Annotated in this window: 21 protein-coding genes and 1 tRNA gene; 10 read left to right on the top strand and 12 right to left on the bottom strand. The window is 64.6% G+C overall.

The features are described 5' to 3' along the window. Nucleotides 1-41: 41 nt before the first annotated feature. Nucleotides 42-1,703 (top strand): peptide ABC transporter substrate-binding protein, encoded by a 1,662-nt coding sequence (locus F4X41_06360; GenBank protein ID MYB16643.1) that lies wholly within the window; start codon nucleotides 42-44, stop codon nucleotides 1,701-1,703. On the opposite strand, the gene F4X41_06355 is transcribed toward F4X41_06360, so the two are convergent. The 4 genes from F4X41_06355 to F4X41_06340 are packed head-to-tail and all read right to left on the bottom strand — an operon-like array spanning nucleotide 1,685 to nucleotide 6,591. Then, entirely contained in the window at nucleotides 1,685-2,665 is a 981-nt protein-coding gene (locus tag F4X41_06355; protein ID MYB16642.1) for an ROK family protein, read from the bottom strand. The genes F4X41_06360 and F4X41_06355 overlap by 19 nt on opposite strands. After that, entirely contained in the window at nucleotides 2,662-3,852 is a 1,191-nt protein-coding gene (locus tag F4X41_06350) for an MFS transporter (GenBank protein ID MYB16641.1), read from the bottom strand. Before F4X41_06350 ends, F4X41_06355 begins: the two co-directional genes overlap by 4 nt. 32 nt (nucleotides 3,853-3,884) lie before the next feature. Beyond that, on the bottom strand, nucleotides 3,885-5,138 hold the full coding sequence (locus F4X41_06345) for a DUF2088 domain-containing protein (GenBank protein MYB16640.1): 1,254 nt from the start codon (nucleotides 5,136-5,138) through the stop codon (nucleotides 3,885-3,887). 58 nt (nucleotides 5,139-5,196) lie between these two features. After that, complete coding sequence (locus F4X41_06340) at nucleotides 5,197-6,591, bottom strand: sulfatase-like hydrolase/transferase (protein ID MYB16639.1); 1,395 nt, start codon at nucleotides 6,589-6,591, stop codon at nucleotides 5,197-5,199. Nucleotides 6,592-6,739: 148 nt separating this feature from the next. On the opposite strand from F4X41_06340, the gene F4X41_06335 reads away from it, so the two are divergent. The 7 genes from F4X41_06335 to F4X41_06305 all read left to right on the top strand — a co-directional run bounded on the left by F4X41_06335 (nucleotide 6,740) and on the right by F4X41_06305 (nucleotide 12,198). Continuing rightward, the gene (locus tag F4X41_06335) at nucleotides 6,740-6,979 is read left to right on the top strand and encodes a FeS-binding protein (protein ID MYB16638.1); all 240 of its coding nucleotides are present in this window, start codon (nucleotides 6,740-6,742) and stop codon (nucleotides 6,977-6,979) included. 26 nt (nucleotides 6,980-7,005) lie between these two features. After that, entirely contained in the window at nucleotides 7,006-8,193 is a 1,188-nt protein-coding gene (locus F4X41_06330; GenBank protein MYB16637.1) for a polysaccharide deacetylase family protein, read from the top strand. Between the two features lie 10 nt (nucleotides 8,194-8,203). Beyond that, nucleotides 8,204-8,416 carry a hypothetical protein gene (locus F4X41_06325; GenBank protein ID MYB16636.1) on the top strand — a complete coding sequence of 71 codons (213 nt, stop codon included), beginning with the start codon at nucleotides 8,204-8,206 and terminating at the stop codon, nucleotides 8,414-8,416. Beyond that, nucleotides 8,417-9,550 (top strand): DNA replication/repair protein RecF, encoded by a 1,134-nt coding sequence (locus F4X41_06320; GenBank protein MYB16635.1) that lies wholly within the window; start codon nucleotides 8,417-8,419, stop codon nucleotides 9,548-9,550. Continuing rightward, the gene (locus F4X41_06315; GenBank protein ID MYB16634.1) at nucleotides 9,381-9,908 is read left to right on the top strand and encodes a DUF721 domain-containing protein; all 528 of its coding nucleotides are present in this window, start codon (nucleotides 9,381-9,383) and stop codon (nucleotides 9,906-9,908) included. Before F4X41_06320 ends, F4X41_06315 begins: the two co-directional genes overlap by 170 nt. Further along, a complete protein-coding gene (locus F4X41_06310; GenBank protein MYB16633.1) occupies nucleotides 9,886-11,016 on the top strand; it encodes a mandelate racemase/muconate lactonizing enzyme family protein in 1,131 nt (376 codons plus the stop codon). The genes F4X41_06315 and F4X41_06310 overlap by 23 nt, the downstream gene beginning before the upstream one ends. A 102-nt stretch (nucleotides 11,017-11,118) precedes the next feature. Next, a complete protein-coding gene (locus tag F4X41_06305; protein ID MYB16632.1) occupies nucleotides 11,119-12,198 on the top strand; it encodes an LLM class flavin-dependent oxidoreductase in 1,080 nt (359 codons plus the stop codon). Between the two features lie 9 nt (nucleotides 12,199-12,207). Here F4X41_06305 and F4X41_06300 read toward each other — a convergent pair whose 3' ends face one another. After that, nucleotides 12,208-12,963, bottom strand: coding sequence for a sugar phosphate isomerase/epimerase (locus F4X41_06300; protein MYB16631.1), 756 nt, complete (start codon nucleotides 12,961-12,963; stop codon nucleotides 12,208-12,210). A 139-nt stretch (nucleotides 12,964-13,102) separates the two neighbouring features. Between F4X41_06300 and F4X41_06295 the strand changes: the two genes are divergently transcribed. Next, nucleotides 13,103-14,626 carry a sulfatase-like hydrolase/transferase gene (locus tag F4X41_06295; protein MYB16630.1) on the top strand — a complete coding sequence of 508 codons (1,524 nt, stop codon included), beginning with the start codon at nucleotides 13,103-13,105 and terminating at the stop codon, nucleotides 14,624-14,626. A gap of 26 nt (nucleotides 14,627-14,652) precedes the next feature. Here F4X41_06295 and F4X41_06290 read toward each other — a convergent pair whose 3' ends face one another. The 4 genes from F4X41_06290 to F4X41_06275 form a co-directional block, all read right to left on the bottom strand. After that, nucleotides 14,653-15,597, bottom strand: coding sequence for a sugar ABC transporter permease (locus F4X41_06290; GenBank protein ID MYB16629.1), 945 nt, complete (start codon nucleotides 15,595-15,597; stop codon nucleotides 14,653-14,655). A gap of 158 nt (nucleotides 15,598-15,755) precedes the next feature. Then, nucleotides 15,756-16,691 (bottom strand): sugar ABC transporter permease, encoded by a 936-nt coding sequence (locus F4X41_06285; GenBank protein MYB16628.1) that lies wholly within the window; start codon nucleotides 16,689-16,691, stop codon nucleotides 15,756-15,758. Between the two features lie 138 nt (nucleotides 16,692-16,829). Further along, a complete protein-coding gene (locus F4X41_06280) occupies nucleotides 16,830-17,777 on the bottom strand; it encodes a sugar ABC transporter permease (protein MYB16627.1) in 948 nt (315 codons plus the stop codon). A 179-nt stretch (nucleotides 17,778-17,956) separates the two neighbouring features. Further along, nucleotides 17,957-18,898, bottom strand: coding sequence for a sugar ABC transporter permease (locus tag F4X41_06275; GenBank protein ID MYB16626.1), 942 nt, complete (start codon nucleotides 18,896-18,898; stop codon nucleotides 17,957-17,959). Nucleotides 18,899-19,011: 113 nt separating this feature from the next. Here F4X41_06275 and F4X41_06270 point away from each other — a divergent pair. After that, nucleotides 19,012-19,084: transfer RNA gene (locus F4X41_06270), tRNA-Gly, on the top strand. A 55-nt stretch (nucleotides 19,085-19,139) separates the two neighbouring features. Here the strand turns inward: F4X41_06270 and F4X41_06265 are convergent. The 3 genes from F4X41_06265 to F4X41_06255 are packed head-to-tail and all read right to left on the bottom strand — an operon-like array spanning nucleotide 19,140 to nucleotide 21,640. Continuing rightward, complete coding sequence (locus F4X41_06265; protein ID MYB16625.1) at nucleotides 19,140-19,850, bottom strand: ABC transporter ATP-binding protein; 711 nt, start codon at nucleotides 19,848-19,850, stop codon at nucleotides 19,140-19,142. Between the two features lie 15 nt (nucleotides 19,851-19,865). Continuing rightward, the gene (locus F4X41_06260; protein ID MYB16624.1) at nucleotides 19,866-20,627 is read right to left on the bottom strand and encodes an ABC transporter ATP-binding protein; all 762 of its coding nucleotides are present in this window, start codon (nucleotides 20,625-20,627) and stop codon (nucleotides 19,866-19,868) included. Continuing rightward, on the bottom strand, nucleotides 20,624-21,640 hold the full coding sequence (locus tag F4X41_06255; GenBank protein ID MYB16623.1) for a branched-chain amino acid ABC transporter permease: 1,017 nt from the start codon (nucleotides 21,638-21,640) through the stop codon (nucleotides 20,624-20,626). Before F4X41_06255 ends, F4X41_06260 begins: the two co-directional genes overlap by 4 nt. Nucleotides 21,641-21,662 lie beyond the last annotated feature (22 nt).

Raw genomic sequence — 21,662 nt, 5'->3', positions numbered from 1 at the left:
TTCTGGCGTCCCGTTCCGCGGAAGACACTGAACCCTCCTACATGACCGAGCAATTGGCGCCGGTCGCACGCTGGAGCACGATCGGATTGCTGCTGGCGCTGCTGCTCGCCCTGACCTGGCCGGCTTCGCCCGTTTTCGGCGACGAATCGTCTGCCGACGCCCAGGCCGTGTGTACGCCGGCCCCCAATGTCCTGCGGATGGCCCAGCGCCGCCCGATCACCCTGGATCCGGCCACCGCCCGCAGTTCGTCCTCGAATTTCTACATTGGATTGTTGTACTCGGGCCTGGTCCGCGGCACAAGCGATGGTTCGATCGAGGGTGATCTGGCCATCGATTGGGAACAGTCCGAAGACCGGCGCATTTACACCTTCACCCTGCGCCCGGACACCGCCTTTGCCGACGGGGTCCCGATCGACGCCGACGACGTGGTTTTCTCCATCCGGCGCGCCCTCTCGCCGGAAGTTGCCTCTAGCACCGCGCAGACCTACCTCGGCGACATTTTGGGAGCGAAAGAATTCCGCGCCGCCCTCCGCGCCGACCTCCCGGGTGTTCGCGCGGTCGATGGGCGGACCGTGCAGATTGAGCTCGAACAACCCAAATCCTCGTTTCTGCAGAAACTGAGCTATCCGGCCAGCTACGTCGTCGACGCCAATCAGGTCGAGCAAACCGGCTGGTGGCTCAATCCCAATTCCAGTGGCGCCTTCGTTTTGGTCGACTATCCGCGCGCCGACGAAGGCGATCCGATCATCGTCACCGGCAACCGCAATCACCATCGCGGCGCGGAGACCGAACTGATCCGGGCCGAATTTCACCCGGTGGGCGGGCAGCAGGCGTTCGACACGTATCAGCGCGGTGGGTTCGACGCAATCCCCATTGCCGGCCCCACGCTGATCCAGGTGACGGATCCGGCGCATCCGCTGAGCTCCCACGTGACCGCCTCGCCGCCGGTGTCGCTCTCCTACCTGGGATTCAGGTCGGAAACTCCCCCATTCGACGATCCCCTGGTCCGGGCCGCATTTGCACACGCGATCAACGTCGATCGCTTGGTCCTGCTCCAGAACGACGGATCGATTCAGGTGGCGGATGGAATAATCCCGCCGGGCATTCCTGGTTACGAGGCCGGATCGGCCGGGGTTCCCGGCTACGATCCGGAGCGGGCGCGCGAACTGCTGGCCGAGTCCAGCTACGGGTCCGCCGAGGACCTGCCCGAGATAATCTTCACTTTGGTCGGGCGATCTCTGAACGTCGATTGGCTCGAGTGGACCATCGCCCAGAGCCTCAAGCGAAACCTCGGCGTCGATGTCAAATTCCGGACCCTGACGTTCGCCGAAACCCTGGACGCCCTGGACGGACCGTCCGATCCCAAATTCCAGCTTTTCGCGCTGGGCTGGTACGCCGATTACCTGGACCCGGAGAACTTCGTCGCAGCACTATTTGGGTCCGAGAGTCCGGTCAATCATTTCGAGTACAGCTCGGATACGGTTGACTCCCTGATCGCCGAGGCCGATGACCTCGGATTTGGTCCCGACCGGTTGGCCCTATTCCGGGCCGCCGAGCGCCAGGTTGTGGGCGACCATCCACTGCTGCCACTGTATTTCGGGAGCGACCGTTACCTGGTCCAACCCTGGATCGAAGGTTTTGACCTGCAGGTCCTGTCCGATTGGCTCAGCCTCGTCAGCACCGCTCAGGCCTGCCCGGCCTGATTTCGCCACCCCCAGACAGCGGCGCCCAAAATCCCGACCCGGTTGCCCAGGGCGGCCGGAACGATCTGCAGGTGTTCGGAAAACCCGGGTAAGGTCCAGCGCCTGACGTAATCGCGCAGCGGCGCAAACAGCATCTCGCCGGCGTTGGCCACCCCGCCGCCAACGACTATGATCTCGGGGTTCAGGACGTGCACGAAACTGACCGTCCCGGCGCCGAGCCCGGCAAGCGCGCGCTGCCAGGTCGCCAGCGCCAGCGGGTCGCCGTCGCGCGCCGCAGCGACAACCGCTTCACCGTCCAGCTCGCCGCCGTCGGCCACGACCTTCGTCAGCGAGGACCGCTGGCCGGCCGCCAGCCGGGACGCGGCGTATTTTGCCAGGTGGTCGCCCGAAGCCTGGCCCTCCATCGTGCCCAGACACCCCGATTGGTAGACGCGGTCGTTCAAGTCCACCGTCATCTGTCCGACTTCACCGGCATTGCCGGTCGCGCCCTGCAACAGGCGCCCGTGCGAGATGATTCCCGCCCCGATCCCTGACGAAATGGTCAGGTAGACCATGTGATCGAACCCGCGACCGGCCCCGAACTCGTGCTCGGCCAGGGCGGCCGCGTTGGCGTCGTTTTGCAGAAAAACCGGGAGCCCGAACCGCTCGCTGACCGAATCGCAGATGGGAACGTTGGCGAATCCGGCAATATTCGGTGCGCTCAGGATCACCCCCCTGGCGAAGTCGATCGGGCCGGGTGCGGCAATCGAAATCGCGGCGGGTTTGTCGCCTGCTGCCGCCGCCGCTTCCCAGGACCGGGCGACGACGCCGATGATCCGGGCGACCACTTCGCCGGGTTCCCCGTCGCCGGTCAGGCCGTAGTTTTCATCGAGGATCGAACCGTCGCGCATCACTCGGGCGGCGCGGATTTGGGTGCCGCCGAAGTCGACCGCCAGCACCGATCGCGATAGTTCGTCGTTCACGAGTGCCCCGCTTGGCGCCTGTTCATTCGCGCAATCAGCACCAGCCCCGCTCCGAGCAGGGCGAGCGGCGCCGGCAGGAGCATGACCAGATCGAATTGCCCATTTTCGGCCAGCACTCCCGAGATCGGCGGAAAAGTCATCCCGGCGATTCCCGCCGACGCCACGATCAGGCCCGTGGCGCTGCCCACGTTTGACCTAAGTTCGGCCGTTCCCAGCGAGATCGCGGTCGGAAAACCCCCGGCCGCCAGCAGAGATGCCAGGCCGAACAAGGCGACCGCCAGCACCGGACTCTGAACCAACATTGCCGCCAACGCCGCCAGGGCGCATCCCGCCATCAGGACCGCCAGCAGCCGGTATGGGTCCCAGCGGCCGGCTACGAGCCCCATCGCTGCCCGACCGAGGACCAGTCCGACCGAGACCGCAGTCAGCGATGCGGCCGCGATCGTGCGTTCGAAGCCGCGCTCCAATTCGAGGAAGCTGGGCAGCCAGGACTGATAGATCAACTCAACCCCAACCGCGCAGAACATTACCCCCATGATCAGCGTCAGGTGCAGCCCGAGCACGCTGCGTATTCGCCATCCCGCCGACCGCGCCGGCAATTCCTTTGGGACCGACACGAGGGCAAACGGAATCGCCAGCAGGAGCCAGGCCACCGCCAGCGCTACGAACACCGGTCGCCAGTCGCCAGTTTGACTGTAGACGATCGCGGCGAAAACCGGTCCGATCACCGCACCGACTCCGAATCCGCCGTGCACAAAGTTCAGGACCCGGGCCGAGCGGGGACCGGAAATGTCGACCAGCAGGGCGTTGCAGGGCCCGTCGAGCATGCCGTATCCGATCCCGAAAAACACGCCGTTTAGCAGAAAGATCTGAATGTTCGGCGCCAGCCCCGAAAAGAGGAACCCGAGCGCCAGGGTGACCAGACCGGCCACGACGAACAGCCGCCGCCCGATGAGGTCCGAAAAATACGATCCGGCCATCGTTCCCGCAACGTGCGCGGCGGACGAAAAAAGGAAAAGCAGCCCGATGGTGGCGTTGTTGGTCGCAAACTCCTCGCGGATCGGCTGCAGGAGCGGGCCGATGACGGTCAGTGAGACTCCGAAAAGGACGAACGCCGCCCCGCCCGCGCCGATTGTGGGACGGTATCTGGGCCAGTTCGCGGCCGGCTGGGCCGTTTCGGCGTTGATGGTGGGCCGCGAGGCGGGCTAGGGGGTTCTGGTCAGAGGTTTCTCAGGCCAAGCATTTCACCGGCGTCGCCGAAGGCGAACCCGGCTGCCGGGCCGACAAGTTCGGCCTTGCCGGAAGCTTGGATCTCCTGGGCCAGGGCTTCGGACGCCCAAAAGTGCCCGATTTCCATCGTGTTGATGATCCGCATGACCTTGAGGTCCTCGCCGTCGGCGCGGGCGCGGCGGCCGGCCATCGAAAACCCCACGTCCAGGCATTCGCGGTCGGAATCGAAGACCATCGGACAACCCGAGTCGGGCGCCATCGCGGTGATCATGTTGATGTAGGTGTCGTTCCAGTCCACCTCGTCGACCAGCTGGCGGGTGGTAAATTGCGCCTGCCCCAGTCCGGCCGCGTTGCCGTGCGACGCCTGGGTCAGGCGATGCACGCTGATGAACTCGAACTGCTTGCGCTCGCGCTCCCTGTTCCGGAAAGCCTTGGTCCCGATAACGTTCGAGTCCATGCCCGAACCGGAGATGTTCTTACCCATTTCATCGACCATCAGCAGATGGGCGCGGTCGGTCGGGAGTTCCGGGAATATGGCTATCGACTTGGCGAGCAGGTCGCGATCGGTGGCGATGTATTCGGCCGGTGTCGGCATCTCGGCGTAAATGGTCTCGTCAAGCGGGTTCTCGACCAGCCCCACCCCGCAAAGGATCTTGCCGGTGTCCAGCATTACCTGGGCCGCCTTGGGCACCTGCCGGTTGACGCCGGATTCGTGGATGCGTTCGGCGCCGAATCGCTTGCCCAGGCCAATGGACAGGATCTTGCACAGGCCGCTCTGGATCGGGCCGGTCATGCCGGTGTGGAGCTTGACTCGGCCGATCGGAATCACGTGATCGGCGGCGTGGGCGTTGGCGTCCATGTGGACCTCGACCCCGTCATCGGTGTGGCCGACCAGGACGGTCTCCATGGTGGCCCGCACCGGTGCGCCGACCGCGTCCTCGGTCACGCCGTACTCGCCCAGTACCGAGGCCTGGCCCTCGGCGGTCCCGCCGCCGTGACTGCCCATCGCCGGGACGACGAACGGGCGGAGTCCGGCCGCCTTCAACCCCTGGACCAGGGTTTTGACGACGGTGACTATTGGAGTAACGCCGCGGCTACCGACCCCAATTGCAACGGAGCCATTTGGGGTCAGTTCCGATTTGGCCAGGGCGGCCTTCAGGCGCCCGCTGAGGTGTCCCTCAAGGTCGGGAATGTGGTCGGTGACCAGGTCCTGACGCATGCGCAGCATGTTGGGGTAGTGCATGTCCCTGATCTCCCTGTTTGGCCAGCCGCCGCCGGTCGGGCCGCTTGCGGCGCTTTGCTTAAATCCACCCGACGCGGCGCGGGCCCCAGTCGGTTTCGAACACGGTGTCGTCAAACATTTTGATCATGTAGCGATTAATTACTTCGGCAATTTCGGGCTCGTAGTAAAGATTGCGGTGCTCGTTCGGGTCCGCGGCCAGGTCGTACAGTTCGCCAAGCCCGTCCTTGCCGTGGTATAGCACCAGCTTCCAGCGCTTGTCGGCAATCATGGACGCGTGAGTCCCGTCGCCTAGCCGGATCGCGTTGCGGAATTCGCAGCGCACATAGTCGCGGAATTCTTCCGGATCGGCGTCGCCGGTCAGGATCGGCAGCAGCGATCGCCCGTTCATGCGTTCGGGGATGTCCAGTCCCGCAATCTCCAGCAGGGTAGGGGCGATGTCGGTCAGCTGGACCAGGGCGTCCGACCGCAATCCCTGGCAAAAATGGCCCGGCCAGCACATCACCAGCGGCACCCGCGCCATTCCCTCCATGAACCGGCAGCCCTTCTCCACCAGGCCGTGGTCGCCCAGCGATTCGCCGTGATCGGAGGTGAAGATGATCAGGGTGTTGTCCAGCTGGCCGACCGATTCGATGTGCTTCAGCAGTCGGGCCAACTGGTCGTCGATCAGCTCGATCATGGCGTAGTACTGGGCCTGGATCTTGCGGCCGTCGAAGCTGTCGGGGTGCTCCGGGTAATTCTGGAAGTCGACTCCCGCGTCGGAGATCCGGCGCTGGATTTCCAGGTCCCCGTCCTCAAAAATCGGTCCGGGCAGGGACTCTGGATCGAACCGCTCGAAGTACTCGCGCGGCGGGTTGAACGGCGGGTGCGGATAGTAGGGATTGACGCTCAGCAGCCAGGGACCGTTGCGCGGCTGGTCGATGAACTCGATGCAGGCGTCGGTCGCCCAGGTCGTCTGCTGGTACCGGGCCGGCACGTTGTCCGGTGAGGCCAGCAGCGTCTTCAGGTCCTGCCCCCGCTCGCGCAGCCACTCGACGTATGCGTGGCCTTCGGCCCAGTCGTCACGGGGCGCGTGCGAATAGGCGAAGAACCGGTAGCCGTCGCGCCCGCGCGGTTCGACCCCGGCCTCGGCGGTGGCTATGTGCAGCTTGCCGACCAGGCCGCAGTCGTAACCGGCGTCGGCCAGCAGCTGGGTAACCAGCGGATAGTCCTGGGGCATGAACTCGATGCCGTTGCCGTTGGCGCGGACGGTTGAGGGGAGCTGACCGGTGAGGAAGCTGGCGCGCGAAGGGGTGCAGATCGGGCTCTGGCAGTACGTGCGGGTAAAGCTCACGCCCCGCCCGACCAGGCCGTCGACGGTGTCGGTGTGGACGTGCTCGTTGCCGAGCGCGGCAATCGTGTCGAAGCGCTGCTGATCGGTGCAATACCAGAGGATGTTAGGTCGTGAATCTGCCATTGCCGCTCCCGGGCCGCTGGTGTTGGCTGCGCGCATTTTATGGAGGGCGCGAGGGTGCGTCTGGCTTGGCGATCGGCGCTGTCCATATCAAAATGGCATACAGCGGCATTTGCCCGAGCTCCCGCGGTGTCGGGTTAGGGAGTCGAAGATGGCTAGCGTGCGCCTCAAATTGACGTTCCCCGAGGAACTGATCACCGAACCGATCGTCTATTTGGTGTCCCGCGACTTCGAATTGGTATCCAATATCCGTCGCGCAGACGTACGCGAGCACATCGGCTGGATGGTCCTCTCGCTAGAGGGCGACGAGGACAACATAGACGCCGGAATCGCCTGGATGCAGTCGCGCGGCGTGATCGTCGACCCGGTGGAGGGCGACATTGTCCAATAGGCCCGGCGGCCGCTGCCGGGCAGGCGATGACGGCGACCGACGGGGCCCCTGAGTTCCGGGCGGCCGGCGAATTCGGTCTTTTTCTGGCGCGGATCGGATATGGCGTCGGACCGCCGATATCGGCCCCCGCTTACCAGGGTTCGGTGCTGACGCAGTGCTTTGCGGGCGCCCGCCTGGAACTTTGCACGGACGCCGCGATGGGGCCGTTCGGGCAGGTTCGGCTTTCCGATCTGGGCACGATGCTCCTGTCCGCTGCGGCCCTGCCGGGGGAGGTCCAAGCGGCCGGACTGGCGCCGCCGGACCCGGACTCTGAAGGCGAGGTCGACCGGCAGCTGGCTGGATTCTTCGCCGCCCATGGAGGACGCGAACGCTTCGGCGCGCCGCTGGCGGCCGGGTTTGACCACGCCGGGGCGCGCTGCCAGTTGTTCGCCAAGGCAGTCCTGCGCGGCTCCGGCGGCGGAAACGTGGTCGCCGACCCGCTGGGGAGCCGGTACATGGGCCTGCCGCAATCACTGCGACGCCAAATCGACCCGCTGCCGGCGCCGGGCGCACCGGCCGACCCCGCGGCGGGCATCGACGCCCCGATCATCTACTACCACGATGTGCCCGATGCGGGTGCGTTCGCAAGCCAGCTGGAAGGCCTGGTCGGCGAGGGTTTCACGGTCGTTCCATACGAACGACTGGTCAGGGCGTTGCGAGGCAAGGCCGATCTGCCGGACAATCCGCTGGTCATAACTTTCGATGATGGACGCACGAGCCAATTGCACAATGCGGCACCGGTCTTGCTGCGCCTGCGCCTGCCGGCCACGTTCTTCGTCCTGCCCGGATTCGACCAACTTGAGCCCGGGCACCTGAGCGCCCGCGCTTTCGCGCGCCTGCGCAACTGGGGGTTTTCGGTTCAGTCCCACACCCTAAACCACGCCGACATTCCGAGCCTTCTGCGCAGCGACCGCGGCGCGGCCGAAGCCGAGGTCGTGAGCTCGCGCGACGCTCTGCTGCCCATCGGCGGCGGCGATCACTTCTCCTATCCGTTCGGCGGCTACGATCAGGCCGCCGCCGACCTGGTGCGGGCGGCGGGCTATGAATCTGCCGTCAGCACCAGGTTCGAGAGGGTGCACTTCCCGGCCGATCTCTACCGCCTGGCGAGGATTCAGGCCAACCCGCAGGCAAGCTACGAACAGGTCAGCGCCGATCTGGCCGCGGCCGGCGGGTAATTGAATTCGATTGGCTCGGCTTAGCAAATATCTGCCCCGTTTCGGCTGGCGCGTCTATGCAATCGCCGCCCTGGCCCTGGCCATCGTTTATCTGGCCGCCCTGCTGGCCTTTTTCGGCAAGATCGGATGGAGCCTGCTGGTGTTATTCGGGCTTGCGTTGGTTATCGCGCTGGTCCTGCTGGCATCGCAGGTCGCTCATATCGTTCTGCGGGGGAGGTCCTAGATGACGCCGGTTCTTTGTCATCTGCTGGACCTGACCGGGTTTCGCAACTACCACCGGCTCGCCCTTGAGCCGCCCACCGGAGGCTGCCTGTTTATCGGCCCCAACGGCGCGGGCAAATCGAATCTGCTGGAGGCGATAGGACTGGTCTCGGCCGGCCGCGGTTCGAACCCGTCGGCCGGGTTGGAATTGATCCGGATCAGCCAGGAAGGCGAGCGCGCCGACTTCGCCCGGGTTCGGGCTAGGGTGGCGGTCGGTGACCGGTTGCCCCAGCTGCTGGAAATGGTCGTGGCCCCGGGCGACGGCGGCCGGGTGTCGCGCCGGGCTTGGATCGAGGGCCGGATGCGCCCGCGCCGCGATCTGATCGGGCGGCTGCCGCTGGTTCAGTTCGAACCCCGCGACCTGGAGCTGGTCGGCGGCCAACCGGCCGCTCGCCGGCGATTCGCCAATTGGGCAATCGGCCAGGCGGACGGCGAATACGTCGCCGCGCTGGGCGATTTTGAACGCTCCCGCCGGCAACGCAACGCCCTGCTCCGCGAATTGGCCCTGGGTCCAGGGAAGGACCCCGACCGGCTTGATTACTGGGACGATCTGCTGGATACCCACGGGGGAGTGCTGGTCCGGGCGCGGGCAGGCTGGCTGGAGCAAATGTCGACCCGGGCCCAGTCGCACTTTGCGCGATTGGCGCGCGGACCCGAATCGGTAAGCCTGGAGTATCGACCGGCGCTCGCCGAGCTTGCCCCGGGATCGCTGGCCGAGGCATTGCGTCGGACGCGGCAGCGCGAGATCGCGGTCGGCAATACCTTGATCGGGCCGCACCGGGATGACTTTCGGATCCACGTTGACGGACGCCTGGCGGCCCAGTTCGCTTCGCGCGGACAACAGCGCCTCGCAGTTCTCTGCGTGAAATTGGCCCTGTTGGACTGGTTGACCGAAAAGATCGGCCAGACCCCGGTGCTATCGCTGGATGAAGTTTTTTCTGAACTCGATCCGCACCATCGCAACCAGCTGGCTGAAATCCTGCCCGCCGATGCACAGCTCTTCCTGGCCGCCGCCGACCGCGGCTTGGTGCCCGACAGCCTGGTCGAGCGCTGCCAGCCATGCGCACTGGCCGACGGCGATGTCAAGCCGCTCTGACCCGGAGTCGCTTGACCCTGGCGATCCCGGCCCGCGCCGGCTGGGCGATCACGTCGCCGAAGTCCTCGGCGACCCCGCCTACCGGGCCGGTTTGGCGCGCGGACGCCAGGTCGATCTGGTCCGGCGGGCGTTGCGTGAAGTCTGCGGCGAATACGCCGCCGGCTGCCGGCCTGTTCAGTTGCGCGAAGGGCGCCTGCGGCTGGAGGTCCCGAATTCGACCGCCCTGCAATTTATAAACCTGAATCAACGCGCGGTGATCGCGCGCGCCCGCCGCCTTGGCCTGGCTGACCCGATTGAGGAAATCCACCTGGCGATCATCCCGGCGCTAAGGCCGGATGGAGGTCCGCATGGTAATTGAGGAACTCGCAGTCGAACTCCTGCGCTGGGAGATGGATTCACCGATCCGCGATGCCCAGGTCGAGATCCGGGCCCGCGAATGCATGCTGGTGCGGGTCCGCACCCGCGACGGCATCGAGGGGGTCGGCGAGGCCGGCACCTTCGGCGGAACCGCTTTCGGGGTGAAGGCGATCCTGGAGACGCGGCTGGCGCCGATGATCGTCGGCTCCGACCCGACCTATATCGCCGATCTCTGGGACCGGATGTACAAGGGCACGATCCAGTCGGGTCGTCGCGGCGTGATGCAGTCGGCGATCGCCGGCGTAGACCTGGCCCTCTGGGACATCCTCGGCAAGTCGGCGGGTCTGCCGGTGCACAAGCTGCTCGGTTCCCGCGCGGACAGAGTCCGCGCCTACGGCAGCGGAGGCTTTTACGAACCGGGTAAGGACCTTGCCGGCCTGGCGGCCGAAATGGAGCGCATCGCGGGCCGCGGGTACCGCGCCGCCAAGATGAAAGTCGGCCGAATCTGCGCGGACGATGACGCAGACAGGGTGCGGGTGGCACGCGAGGGTCTGGGGCCCGGCCGGGAATTGATGATCGACGCCAACAACCAGATGACCCCGCACGGCGCAATCGCGTTCGCACGTTCGGTCGAGTCCCACCAAATCGCCTGGTTCGAGGAACCGACCTGGACCGAAGACACCGCCGGGGCGGCGTTCGTGCGCGAGCGAATCTCAATGCCGGTGGCCGGTTACGAGACCGAGACCTCGCTGCCGGGCTTTAAAACCCTGATTGACGGCGGCTGCATCGATATCGCCCAGCCGGATGCGGCCTGGGCGGGCGGAATCAGCGAATGCCAGCGAATCTCCTCCTACGCCGCCGCCTGCCACCTCGGTTTTGCCCCGCACAACTACGGCGCCGCGGTCTCCGGCTTTGCGAATCTGAACCTGCTGTGCGCCTCGCCCACCGGCTACGCGTTCGAAATGGACCAGAATCCCAATCCGCTCCGCAGCGAACTGGTCCGCAACTGGCCGGTCGTCGGCAACGACGGCCTGATCGAGGCGCCGCAGCGGGCGGGCCTGGGTTTCGAGCTGGACGAGCAAGCGGCCGCGCGCTACCGGGTGGCCTGACCGGGCGGCGTGCGCCGCGGCCGGCAAAGCCCGTCCCTAGAATCTTCCGATCACCGGAACCACCAGGGTCCGGCCCACCGGACAGCGAAGGATGCGCAGCACATGAAACTCGGGGCCTTCAACATGCCGCTGCATCCGCCCGGCCACGACTTCACGCAGACGCTCGCCGACGACCTGGACACGATCGTTACCTGCGACCGCCTGGGGCTGACCGAGTACTGGCTGGGCGAGCATTTCACTTCCGAATGGGAGAACATCCCGGCGCCCGATCTGGTGATCGCCCAGGCGCTGGCCCTGACCGAGCAAATAAAGCTCGGCACCGGGGTTTCCTGTCTCCCCAACCACAATCCGTTCATGCTCGCGCACCGCATTGCCCAGCTCGACCACATGGCCAACGGCAGGTTCATGTGGGGAATCGGCGCGGGCGGGTTCCCGGGCGATTTCGAGGTGTTCGGATACGAAGAACCCGGCGCCGCGCCCAAGATCATGCGCGAGACCCTGGACGCGGTCCTAGAGCTCTGGGGGGCGGCCAAGCCCGGTCCCTACGGATCGGGCAACTGGGGGTTCAAGGTGCCGGAGCCCCAAGACGACATCGGCCTTTCGGTCCACGTCCGTCCGCTGCAGAAACCGCATCCCCCGATCGGCGTCGCCGGCGTGTCGAAGCACTCTGGCACGCTGCGGGTCGCCGGCCTGAAGGGCTGGATCCCGATGAGCATCAACATAGTGCCCATGCCGTTGTTGCGGACCCACTGGGAGGCGGTCGAGGAGGGCGCCGCCGCCGCCGGTTTGACCCCCGAGCGCAGCTCCTGGCGGATCGCCCGCAACATCTTCGTCGCCGAGACCTCCGAGGCAGCGTTCGACGGAGCCGTCAACGGCACCCTCGGGCGTGATTTCGAAGACTACTTCTTCAAGCTTTTGCCCTATGTCGGCTACATGGACCTGGTAAAAACCGACCCCGAAATGCCGGATTCGGATGTCACGCTCGAATACATGGCCGAGAACATCTGGGTGGTCGGCGACCCCGACGAAGTGGCCGCCAAGCTGCGCCGCCTGCACGGGGACGTGGGCGGTTTCGGCGTGCTCCTGATGATGATCCACGAGTGGCGCGACCAGCCGTCATGGCGCCGTTCGGTCGACCTGCTCACCAACGAGGTGATGCCGCAACTGGCCGATCTGGACTAGCCGCCCGGTTCAGGCCCCGCAGGACTTTAGGACCTCGAGAGTCTTGAGAGCGCTGCCCAGCGGGTCCGGAAGGGCCGGCGCGCTCTCGACCGCCAGCGGGCGCCGGTAGCCGACGCTTCGAAGCTCGGCGACGATCTCCTCGACCAGGCGGCGGTCGAATATTCCGTCGGTGAGCCCGAGGTGGTTGTCGTTTACGCCGTCGGTGTCGTTGAAGTGGACGTAGGCGAGGCGCTCCCCGCAAACTTCGATCGCCTCGACCGGATCCTCGTCGACCAACAGGCAATGGGCGAAGTCGAGCAGGATGTGGAAGTTTTCCACGCCGAGGGATTCGATGAATTCCCGGGTTTCGCCGATCGTGCGCAGTCCGCGCGGGGGCGATGGTTCGACCGCCAGCAGCAAGCCGCGGCGGGTCGAGTGCGCGGCAAGTTCGGGGACGCAGTCGGCAAACCAACTCATGGCCTGCTCGTCCGGGTTGGGCGCTCCCACGTATACGACCTCGGCTCCCAGGCGGGCGGCCTCGTCGATAGCCGCCAGCACGTGCCGGCGGGCCGCGGCGCGGTCGTCGGGTTCCGGATCGTCCAGTCGGGTCCCGCCGGGGAACAGGTGTCCGGCCGCCAGGCAGGACACCGGGAGAGCCGATTCCCAGTTGGCGGCCGGCCCAAATCCCGGGTCGACGTCGATCGTGTCGAATCCCGCCCGATCGAAGGCGGCGGCGGCCGCCGCCTGGTCGCGGCGGAGTCCCCATGTGCATCCCGCAATCTGCATTTGCGCCTCGCCAACTGCTAGTTCAAACGTCAACTGAATCCGCGTACACCCGCCGTGCGACCACACAATAAGGTGTTCTGCGATCGGGCCCGGACCGGTCCGGTGATCTGCAATCAGTGATCAGAACAACGCGCGCGGAATGACGCCAATGCCCAAATCCGACCGACCCGACATTATTTTCTTCATGGTCGACCAGCTCGCCGCGCGATGGCTCGAACTCGGCCTGGCCGGCGGAATCGTCGAGCTTCCGAATTTCTCCGCCCTGGCCCGGTCGGGGACGTGGTTCCGGCGCGCAATTTCCTCCAATCCGCTCTGCTGTCCGGCCCGGGCCACGCTCGCCACCGGCCTGACCACGCAGCAGCACGGGGTGCTCCAGAACGGCTACTTCCTGGACCCGCAGATTCCGACCTTCATGCGCGCGCTGCAAGATTCCGGATACCAGACCGGCGCCGCCGGAAAGGTGCACCTGCACCCCCACTACGAATCGCTCTACCCCGATTACCGCGAGTACGGATTCGATGCCTGCTGGGTCACCGAGGACGCCCGCGGCGGCCCCTGGCTTGACTGGATCCTGGCCGAGCACCCCGAGCACGCCGACGCTGTTCTCTCGACCGTCTGGGCCCGCCAGATCGAAGAATTCGGAAGTTACGGTCCCGCACGAGTCGACTTGGCCGCGCGCATGGACGAGATCCCGCCGCAACCCGGCGCCTACGAACTGCCCTTCCCGGCCGAACTGTCGCAGACCGAATGGATCACCGCCCGCGCCTTGGATTTCATCTCTGGGGCCGAAGCCGGCCGGCCGCTGTACATGCACATCTCCTACGTGCAACCGCATGGCCCGTTCGCCCCGCCGCAGGGGTATCTGGGGCGAGTGAATGCGGACGCTATTCCGCGTCCGCTGGCGGCCGAATGGCGCGACGATCCGGAGGCGCCGCATTGCCTGGCGCCGCTTTCGCAGGCCGCCGAAGGCCGCGACTGGCTGGAAGATCGCTGCCACTATTTCGCCGACCTGGTTCACCTTGACGAGCAGCTCGGCCGCTTGCAGGCGGCAATCCGCGCCCGCGGCCGGGCTGAAAACACCTATCTGGTGTTCCTCTCCGACCACGGCGAAATGCTCGGCGACCACGACCTGATGTCCAAGGGCGAAATGCACTACGACGCCTGCATCCGGGTCCCGCTGATGATTGCCGGCCCCGGGGTTTGCGCGCGGCAGCAGCGCTCCGAATTCGTCCAGCTCGAGGACATTTACCCCACGGTTTTCGACATGGCGGGCCTGGCTGTCCCGGAACCTGTCTCGCTTCGCCTGGCGCTGCCGTTCGCGGCCCTGCCGGGACGCTCATTGCTTCCCTTAAGTTGCGGCGCGCCGGCCGATTCCTGGCGGACGTGCGCTTACGCCGAGAGTTACAACAACATCGACTCGAACACGCTGGATCGCTGGGCGCGCACGGTCGTGGACGACCGCTTCCGCTTCACCTGGTACCCCGAAGGGTCCGGGCAACAACTGTTCGACTTGGTCGCCGATCCGGGCGAACAGACCAACCTGGCCGGCCGCTCCGAATTCGGGCAGCAGCGCGAGCGGCTGCGCGATCTGCTGCTGGAGCAGGTCGTCCTGCAGGCCTACCCGGCTACGCCGCGCTCACGTTTTGCTTACGGTGTTCACTGAATCCGGCGGTCGGACCGCAGACCGGATCAATAGCCGATTTCGTAACTGAGAATCCGGGCGTTGGCGATCGTCACGATCCCGATGACCATGAACAGGATGAACGATAGCGCCGCCGCGAAGCCCATTCGCAGATAGGCGAACGCTTCCAGGTAGATGAGCATGACGATCGTGATCGTCGAGTCCAGCGGTCCGCCACAGTTGATCTGCGTGTGCGGGCAGGCCATGATGAAGACCTGCACGAACATCTGCAGGGCGCCGATGAAGTAGACGATGACCACGAAATAGGTCGTCGGGGCCAGCATCGGGATGGTGATGCGGAACATCTTCGATAGCCTTCCGGCCCCGTCGATTTCGGCCGCCTCGTAGAGATGCGGCGGGATCCCCTGCAGGCCGGCCAGGTAGATGACCATGTTCAGGCCCATGTTCTTCCAGACGCTCATCAGGATGATCGCCAGCAGCGCGGTCTCGGGCCCGGTGAGCCACTTCGAAGCGGGCAACCCCATAAAGCGCAGGGCCGCGTTCGCCAGCCCGAACTGTGGTTCGTACATCCAGAGCCAGATCAGCGAGACGGTCACGAACGAGGAGACCACCGGCATGTAGAACATGGCCCGGAAGAAGTAGATTCCGCGGATCGCGCGGTTGACCAGCATCGCCAGCAGCAGCGAGGTGATCACGCCGGCCGGCACCGTTCCCACCGCGAACATCAGCGTATTGCGCATCGCCGGGATGAACCGCGGTTCGCTGGCCACCAAACGGTAATTCTTGAACCACGCCCATTCGGGCGCGGTCAGCAGGTCGTAGTTGTTGAAGCTGTAGTAGAGCGCCCCGAAGATCGGGACGATTACGAAAACGCCGATGAAGATGACCGACGGCAGTACGAACAGATACGCGGTCGCCCCGCCCCGGTAGGTGAGCCCTAGGCGACGACGCAAACCGAATCGCGCCCGTTGGGCCGTAGCCGCCATTCCCATCAAATGCTCTCCGGTTCCAACCGCGCACAAGCGGCCCAGCAAACCCTGGGACGCGCCCGGATATCCGCGCGGTTCGGCGTGCGAATCTGATTCTGCTTATTCAGGATATGTTCGGCGTCCCCGGTGAATCGATCAATCGGGCCCGCGACGCGGCCGGATCAGTAGCCGATCTCGTAGCTGAGGACCCGGGCGTTAAGGATCGTGACCGCCCCGATCAGGACGAAGAGTATGAAAGACAGCGCTGCCGCGAACCCCATCCGCAGAGCCAGAAACGCCTCCAGATAAATGAGCATCACGATTGTGATCGTGGAGTCCAGCGGTCCGCCGCACGATCCGGCCGGATCGTTGCAGGACATGATGAATACCTGCACGAACATCTGCAGGGCGCCGATGAAGTAGACGATTACCACGAAATAGGTGGTCGGCGCCAGCAGCGGGACGGTTATCCGGAACATCTGCGAGAGGCGGCCCGCCCCGTCGATCTCGGCCGCCTCGTAGAGGTGCGGCGGAATCCCCTGCAGGCCGGCCAGGTAGATGACCATGTTCAGGCCCATGTTCTTCCAGATGCTCATCAGGATGATGGCGAAAAGGGCGGTCTCGGGCCCGCGCAGCCACTTCGACGCCGGCAGGTCGAGCGCCCGCAGAAACGCGTTGGCCAGTCCGAACTGCGGCTCGTACATCCACAGGAAGATCAGCGAGACCGAGACGAACGAGGAGACAACCGGCATGTAGAACATGGCCCGGAAGAAGTAGATTCCGCGGATCGCGCGGTTCACCAGCACCGCCAGCAGCAGCGAGGTAATCACCCCGGCGGGGACCGTGCCCAGCGCGAACAGCATGGTGTTGCGGACCGACGGCCAGAAGCGCGGTTCTTTGCCGATGACCTGATAGTTCTTCAGACCCACCCATTCCGGCGGAGTCAAAAGGTCGTAGTTGGTAAACGAGTAATAGAGCGCCCCGACGATCGGGACGATTACGAAAACGCCGATGAAGATGACTGAGGGCAGTACGAACAGGTACGCGGTCGCCCCACCCCGGTAGGTGAGCCGAAATCGTCGCCGGAGCGCCAGCTGCAGGCTGCTTCGGTCGATCATCTGGCGCTGCACCCGACGCAGAGGGCGCCGCCGGGGCCGAGCATGCCGAGGCGCACCGCGCGCCAGGGTCTTGCGAGACGGTGAAGCATATTCGAACTCCTCAACCGGCCAGAGCGCCGGCGGGCGAATTCGAGCCTTTTAGTAGCCGATCTCGTATTCGAGCAATTTTGAGTTGATGATCGTGATCAACCCAATGACCGCAAACAAGATGAACGACAGCGCGGCCGCAAACCCCATGCGCAAATTGGCGAAGGCTTCGATATATATCAGCAGCACGATCGTCACAGTCGCATCGACTGGTCCCCCGCAGAGACCCTGCGCGTCCTGACAGGCCATGATGAATACCTGCACGAACATCTGCAGCGCGCCGATGAAGTAGACGATTACCACGAAATAGGTGGTCGGCGCCAGCAGCGGGACGGTTATCCGGAACATCTGCGAGAGGCGGCCCGCCCCGTCGATCTCGGCCGCCTCGTAGAGGTGCGGCGGAATCCCCTGCAGGCCGGCCAGGTAGATGACCATGTTCAGGCCCATGTTCTTCCAGATGCTCATCAGGACGATTGCCAGGAGCGCCGTTTCGGGTCCGCGCAGCCACTTGGAAGCCGGCAAATCCATCGCCCGCAATAAATCGTTGGCCAGCCCGAACTGGGGTTCGTACATCCAGAGCCAGATCAGCGAGACCGAGACGAACGAGGAGACAACCGGCATGTAGAACATGGCCCGGAAGAAGTAGATCCCGCGGATCGCGCGATTGACCAGCACCGCCAGCAGCAGCGAGGTAATCACCCCGGCGGGAACGGTCCCGAAGGCGAAAAACACCGTGTTGCGGACCGCAGGCACGAATCGCGGTTCCTTGCCGATGAGTTGGTAGTTCTTGATGCCCGACCACTCAGGGGCGGTAAGAAGGTCGTAGTTGGTGAACGAGTAATACAGGGCACCGGCGATCGGCACGATTACGAACACGCCGATGAAGAGGACCGAAGGCAGCACGAACATGTAGGAGGTCGCGCCGCCGCGGTAGGTGAGCCCGAGTCTGCGCCGCAGGGTCATGCGGGGCGGTGGGCCGAAAACGTCGTTGGCCTGCATGATTAAGTAGTGACTCCCCTGAGGGTGCGCTGTGGCGTCACGATGTCTTACTTCAAATGCGCGCAGCCAGCCGATTAGCGTCGGCAAGCGCTTGCAAAGTCTAAGCTAGGAGCGCTTCGGGCTCTTCTTTAGCCGGGCAAGAATTCCTCGCCGGGGGCAGCGATCCGGTCTTGTCCCTCTCAGTAGCCGATTTCGTACTGGAGCAACCTGGCGTTCACGATTGTCACCAGGCCGATGACCACAAACAGGATGAAGGACAGCGCGGAGGCAAAGCCCATGCGCAGGTTGTTGAACGCCTCGAGGTAGATGAGGAGCACGATCGTAATCGTCGCATCCAGCGGTCCGCCACAGTTGCCCTGCGGCTCGCAGGCCATGATGAAAACCTGCACGAACATCTGCAGCGCGCCGATGAAGTAGACGATTACCACGAAATAGGTGGTCGGTGCCAGCAGCGGGACGGTTATCCGGAACATCTTGGAAAGCCTCCCCGCCCCGTCGATCTCGGCCGCCTCGTAGAGGTGCGGCGGTATCGACTGCAGCCCGGCCAGGTAGATGACCATGTTCAGGCCCATGTTCTTCCAGATGCTCATCATGATGATTGCCACCATGGCGGTCTCGGGTCCGCGCAGCCACTTAGAACGGGCGAAACCCAGGAATTCGAGCACCTGGTTGGCCAGTCCGAACTGCGGCTCGTACATCCAAAGGAAGATCAGCGAGACCGAGACGAAGGAAGAGACCACCGGCATGTAGAACATGGCCCGGAAGAAGTAAATTCCGCGGATTGCGCGGTTGATCAAGACCGCGAGCAGCAGCGAGGTGATGATGCCGGTCGGTACCGTGCCGAAGGCGAAGAATATCGTATTGCGGATCGACGGCCAAAAGCGCGGTTCCTTGCCGATCAGCTCGTAGTTCTTAAGGCCCGCGAATTCAGGCGCGGTCAACAGGTCGTAATCGTTGAACGAATAGAAAAGCGCCGCAAAGATCGGGACGATCACGAATACGCCGATAAAAATGATCGATGGCAGCACGAAGAGGTACGCCGAAGCGCCGCCCCGGTAGGTGAGGCCCAGCCGCCTGCGTAGCGTCGCCGCAGGATCCGGACCTGCAATCGCACCGGCCATCAGCAACCCCGCCCACTAACGCTTTACCGCACTGCCGTGCCGCCATGATAATCAAAAAATGGGGAGGAGCCTACCACATGCCAACCGGACGGCTACTAAAATCTGGCGCTCCGGCGGGGGTAGCTCAACTGGTAGAGCGCTAGCCTTCCAAGCTGGATGTTGCGGGTTCGAGCCCCGTCCCCCGCTCCCACTGGCGCGCTGCCTGCCCGGCGGCCGGGATAGCAAACCCCGTCGCGGGTTGTCAGGCCGCGCCCAGAAACACTTCGGTCAGGATGTCGGATTCGCGGACCGTTTGCGGGTCACCGTCATGGACCACTCGCCCGCGATCGAGCACATAGGCCCGGTCGACGATGTCGAGCACCCCCTTGATGTTGTGCTCGACTATCAGGGTGGTGGTACCCAGGCGGCGGTTGATTTCGGAGACCTTGGCGAACACCTCCTTGACCACGATGGGGGCCAGTCCCAGGGTCGGTTCATCCAATAGCAGCACTTGCGGAGCGGCCATGAGCCCGCGCCCCAGCGCCAGCATCTGTTGCTGCCCGCCCGACATCTGGCTGGCCAGATCGCCCCGCTTCTGGCCCAGGACCGGAAACAGATCGAGCACCGAATCAAGCCGCCGCCGCCGTTCGCGGCGATCGCCCAGATATAGACATCCCATCTCCAGGTTTTCCTCCACCGTCAGGTGCGTGAACACCCTGCGCCCCTGGGGCACGAACGCGATTCCCTGCTTGACAATCTGGTGGGTCGCCGCCGCCAGCGGCCGGCCGCGCCAGCGAACCGTTCCCTCAACCACCGGCGCCAGCCCCATCACCGCCTTCAGGACGGTCGACTTGCCGGCCCCGTTGGGACCCATCACCGCGACCATCTCGCCGCCGCCGGCCCGGATACAGGCCTGGGCTAGAGCGTTGACCGCTCCGTAGCGGACGGAGACGTTTTCCAGTTCGAGCAGCATCACCGCTGCACCCGGTCATTCACCAAGATAGGCCTCGATGACTTCCGGGCTTGCCAGCACCGGTTCGACTTGGCCTTCGGCCAGCAGCGAGCCGCTTTCCAGGACCACGATTTGGTCGGAAAGTTCGCGCACTATCTCCATGTTGTGCGAGATGAACACGATGGTGCGCCTTTCTTCGCGCATTTGCCGCAGGATGGCTTTCACCCGTTCGACCATCTGCGGAAACAGGCCGGCGAACGGCTCATCGAGGAGATAGATTTCGGCGCCCATCGCCAGGGCGCGGCCGATCTCGATCAATTTGCGCTGGCCGTAGGAGAGTTCGCCGGCCAGCGCGTCCCGCTTCTCCCACATGCCGACCAACTCCAGAATCTCGCGCGCCCGTCCGTAAAGGCCCCGGTTGCGCCGCTGCAGAAGCGCGGGGACCAGGCGCCGCTCGGTCAGGACCACGAGGATGTTGTCGATCACCTTGATCTGGTCGAAAAGGCGCACCTCCTGGAAGGTACGAGTCAGGCCGCGCTGCGATATGTCGTGCGAGCGAACGACCCGTAAACCTTGCCCGTCGATGATCACCAGCCCGCCGTCGAGCGGCAGGACTCCGCTGAGGACGTTGACCAGCGTCGATTTGCCGGATCCGTTGGGTCCGACGACGCTGGTGGTCACGCCCCGCCTGATGGCGAGAGTCAGTTCGTCAATCGCGCGGACCGCGCCGAAGTGCTTGGAAATGCCATCGGTTTGAAGGGCGTGGGACTCCGCCCCGGATTGCCCGGGTTCGTTCACAGCCGGTACCTTCCGACCAGGCCCTGTGGTCGGTAGAGCATGAGCAGGACCAGCATGATGCCCAGCACCACCTGCCGCCCCTGACCGACGTACTCGGTAGGAATGAACGGGATGAACCTCATCCCTTCCTCAAGCAGCACGAACGCCATCGCGCCGATCAGCGAACCGCGGATCGATGCCAGTCCGCCCAGGATCACGATTGAAACCAGCAGAACCGATTCCAGCAGCAGGAACGAGTTCGGGTCGATGAAGCTTGTCCAACTGGCGAACAGCCCGCCCGCCAATCCGGCCATCATTGCCGAAATTACCCAGATGGAAAGTTTGTAGTGGGTCGCGCGGTAGCCGAAGACCTCGATTGCCGTCTCGTCCTCGCGGATTGCCGTCAGCACCCGTCCGAACGAGGAAGTTACCAGCAGATAGGAGATCAGCACGGCAAGTCCGAGAAACGCAAGCACCAGAATCAGGAATTCAAGTTCGCCGTCAAACACCCAGCCGCCTACGGCCGGGGTGGCGATCTCGTGGATCCCAAATGCCCCGCGGGTAACGCCCCGCCAATTCAGGAACACGTTGAAGGCGATGATGGCGAAGCCGAACGAGACCAGGACGTAGATGTCGTCGCGGAAACGGTTGAAGGCGATCCCTACCGCCAGGGCCACTAGCCCGGCCGCCAGGACGCTGATCGGCAGGGCGGCGAAAAAGGGCCAACCGTAAGTCGGAATCGATTCAGTTCGGAGCTGCTCATAGGCGGGATCGGAGGTCAGGATCGCTACCGCATAGGCGCCGACGCCGAAGAATCCGATGTGCCCGACCGACAGCAGGCCGGTGAATCCCAGCACAAGGTTCAGGCTGACGGCAAGAATCGCCCAGATCCCGAACACCGTGCCCACCGTGATCGCAAACCCAACGCCCTGCCAGAGCATGAACGCAAAGGCCCACCCGATGACCACCACGGTTGCCCACAGCTCGATGCTGCCCAGGTGGGCAACGCAGAACCCGCGCGGGTCTGCCTGCAAGTGCCGTAATCCGGACTGCAGC

It is taken from the genome of Chloroflexota bacterium (assembly GCA_009840625.1).
GTDB lineage: Bacteria > Chloroflexota > UBA11872 > UBA11872 > VXNJ01 > VXNJ01.
The sequence above is the reverse complement of the archived record's forward strand: the minus strand, read 5'-3'. Positions and strand labels throughout refer to the sequence as shown.

Coding starts and splice junctions, on each gene's coding strand:
- F4X41_06360 (MYB16643.1), top strand. CDS start 42: ATGACCGAGCAATTGGCGCCGGTCGCACGCTGGAGCACGATCGGATTG.
- F4X41_06345 (MYB16640.1), bottom strand. CDS start 5,138: ATGCACTACCCCAACATGCTGCGCATGCGTCAGGACCTGGTCACCGAC.
- F4X41_06340 (MYB16639.1), bottom strand. CDS start 6,591: ATGGCAGATTCACGACCTAACATCCTCTGGTATTGCACCGATCAGCAG.
- F4X41_06335 (MYB16638.1), top strand. CDS start 6,740: ATGGCTAGCGTGCGCCTCAAATTGACGTTCCCCGAGGAACTGATCACC.
- F4X41_06330 (MYB16637.1), top strand. CDS start 7,006: ATGACGGCGACCGACGGGGCCCCTGAGTTCCGGGCGGCCGGCGAATTC.
- F4X41_06320 (MYB16635.1), top strand. CDS start 8,417: ATGACGCCGGTTCTTTGTCATCTGCTGGACCTGACCGGGTTTCGCAAC.
- F4X41_06315 (MYB16634.1), top strand. CDS start 9,381: ATGAAGTTTTTTCTGAACTCGATCCGCACCATCGCAACCAGCTGGCTG.
- F4X41_06310 (MYB16633.1), top strand. CDS start 9,886: ATGGAGGTCCGCATGGTAATTGAGGAACTCGCAGTCGAACTCCTGCGC.
- F4X41_06305 (MYB16632.1), top strand. CDS start 11,119: ATGAAACTCGGGGCCTTCAACATGCCGCTGCATCCGCCCGGCCACGAC.
- F4X41_06300 (MYB16631.1), bottom strand. CDS start 12,963: ATGCAGATTGCGGGATGCACATGGGGACTCCGCCGCGACCAGGCGGCG.
- F4X41_06295 (MYB16630.1), top strand. CDS start 13,103: ATGACGCCAATGCCCAAATCCGACCGACCCGACATTATTTTCTTCATG.
- F4X41_06290 (MYB16629.1), bottom strand. CDS start 15,597: ATGGGAATGGCGGCTACGGCCCAACGGGCGCGATTCGGTTTGCGTCGT.
- F4X41_06285 (MYB16628.1), bottom strand. CDS start 16,691: ATGATCGACCGAAGCAGCCTGCAGCTGGCGCTCCGGCGACGATTTCGG.
- F4X41_06280 (MYB16627.1), bottom strand. CDS start 17,777: ATGCAGGCCAACGACGTTTTCGGCCCACCGCCCCGCATGACCCTGCGG.
- F4X41_06275 (MYB16626.1), bottom strand. CDS start 18,898: ATGGCCGGTGCGATTGCAGGTCCGGATCCTGCGGCGACGCTACGCAGG.
- F4X41_06265 (MYB16625.1), bottom strand. CDS start 19,850: ATGCTGCTCGAACTGGAAAACGTCTCCGTCCGCTACGGAGCGGTCAAC.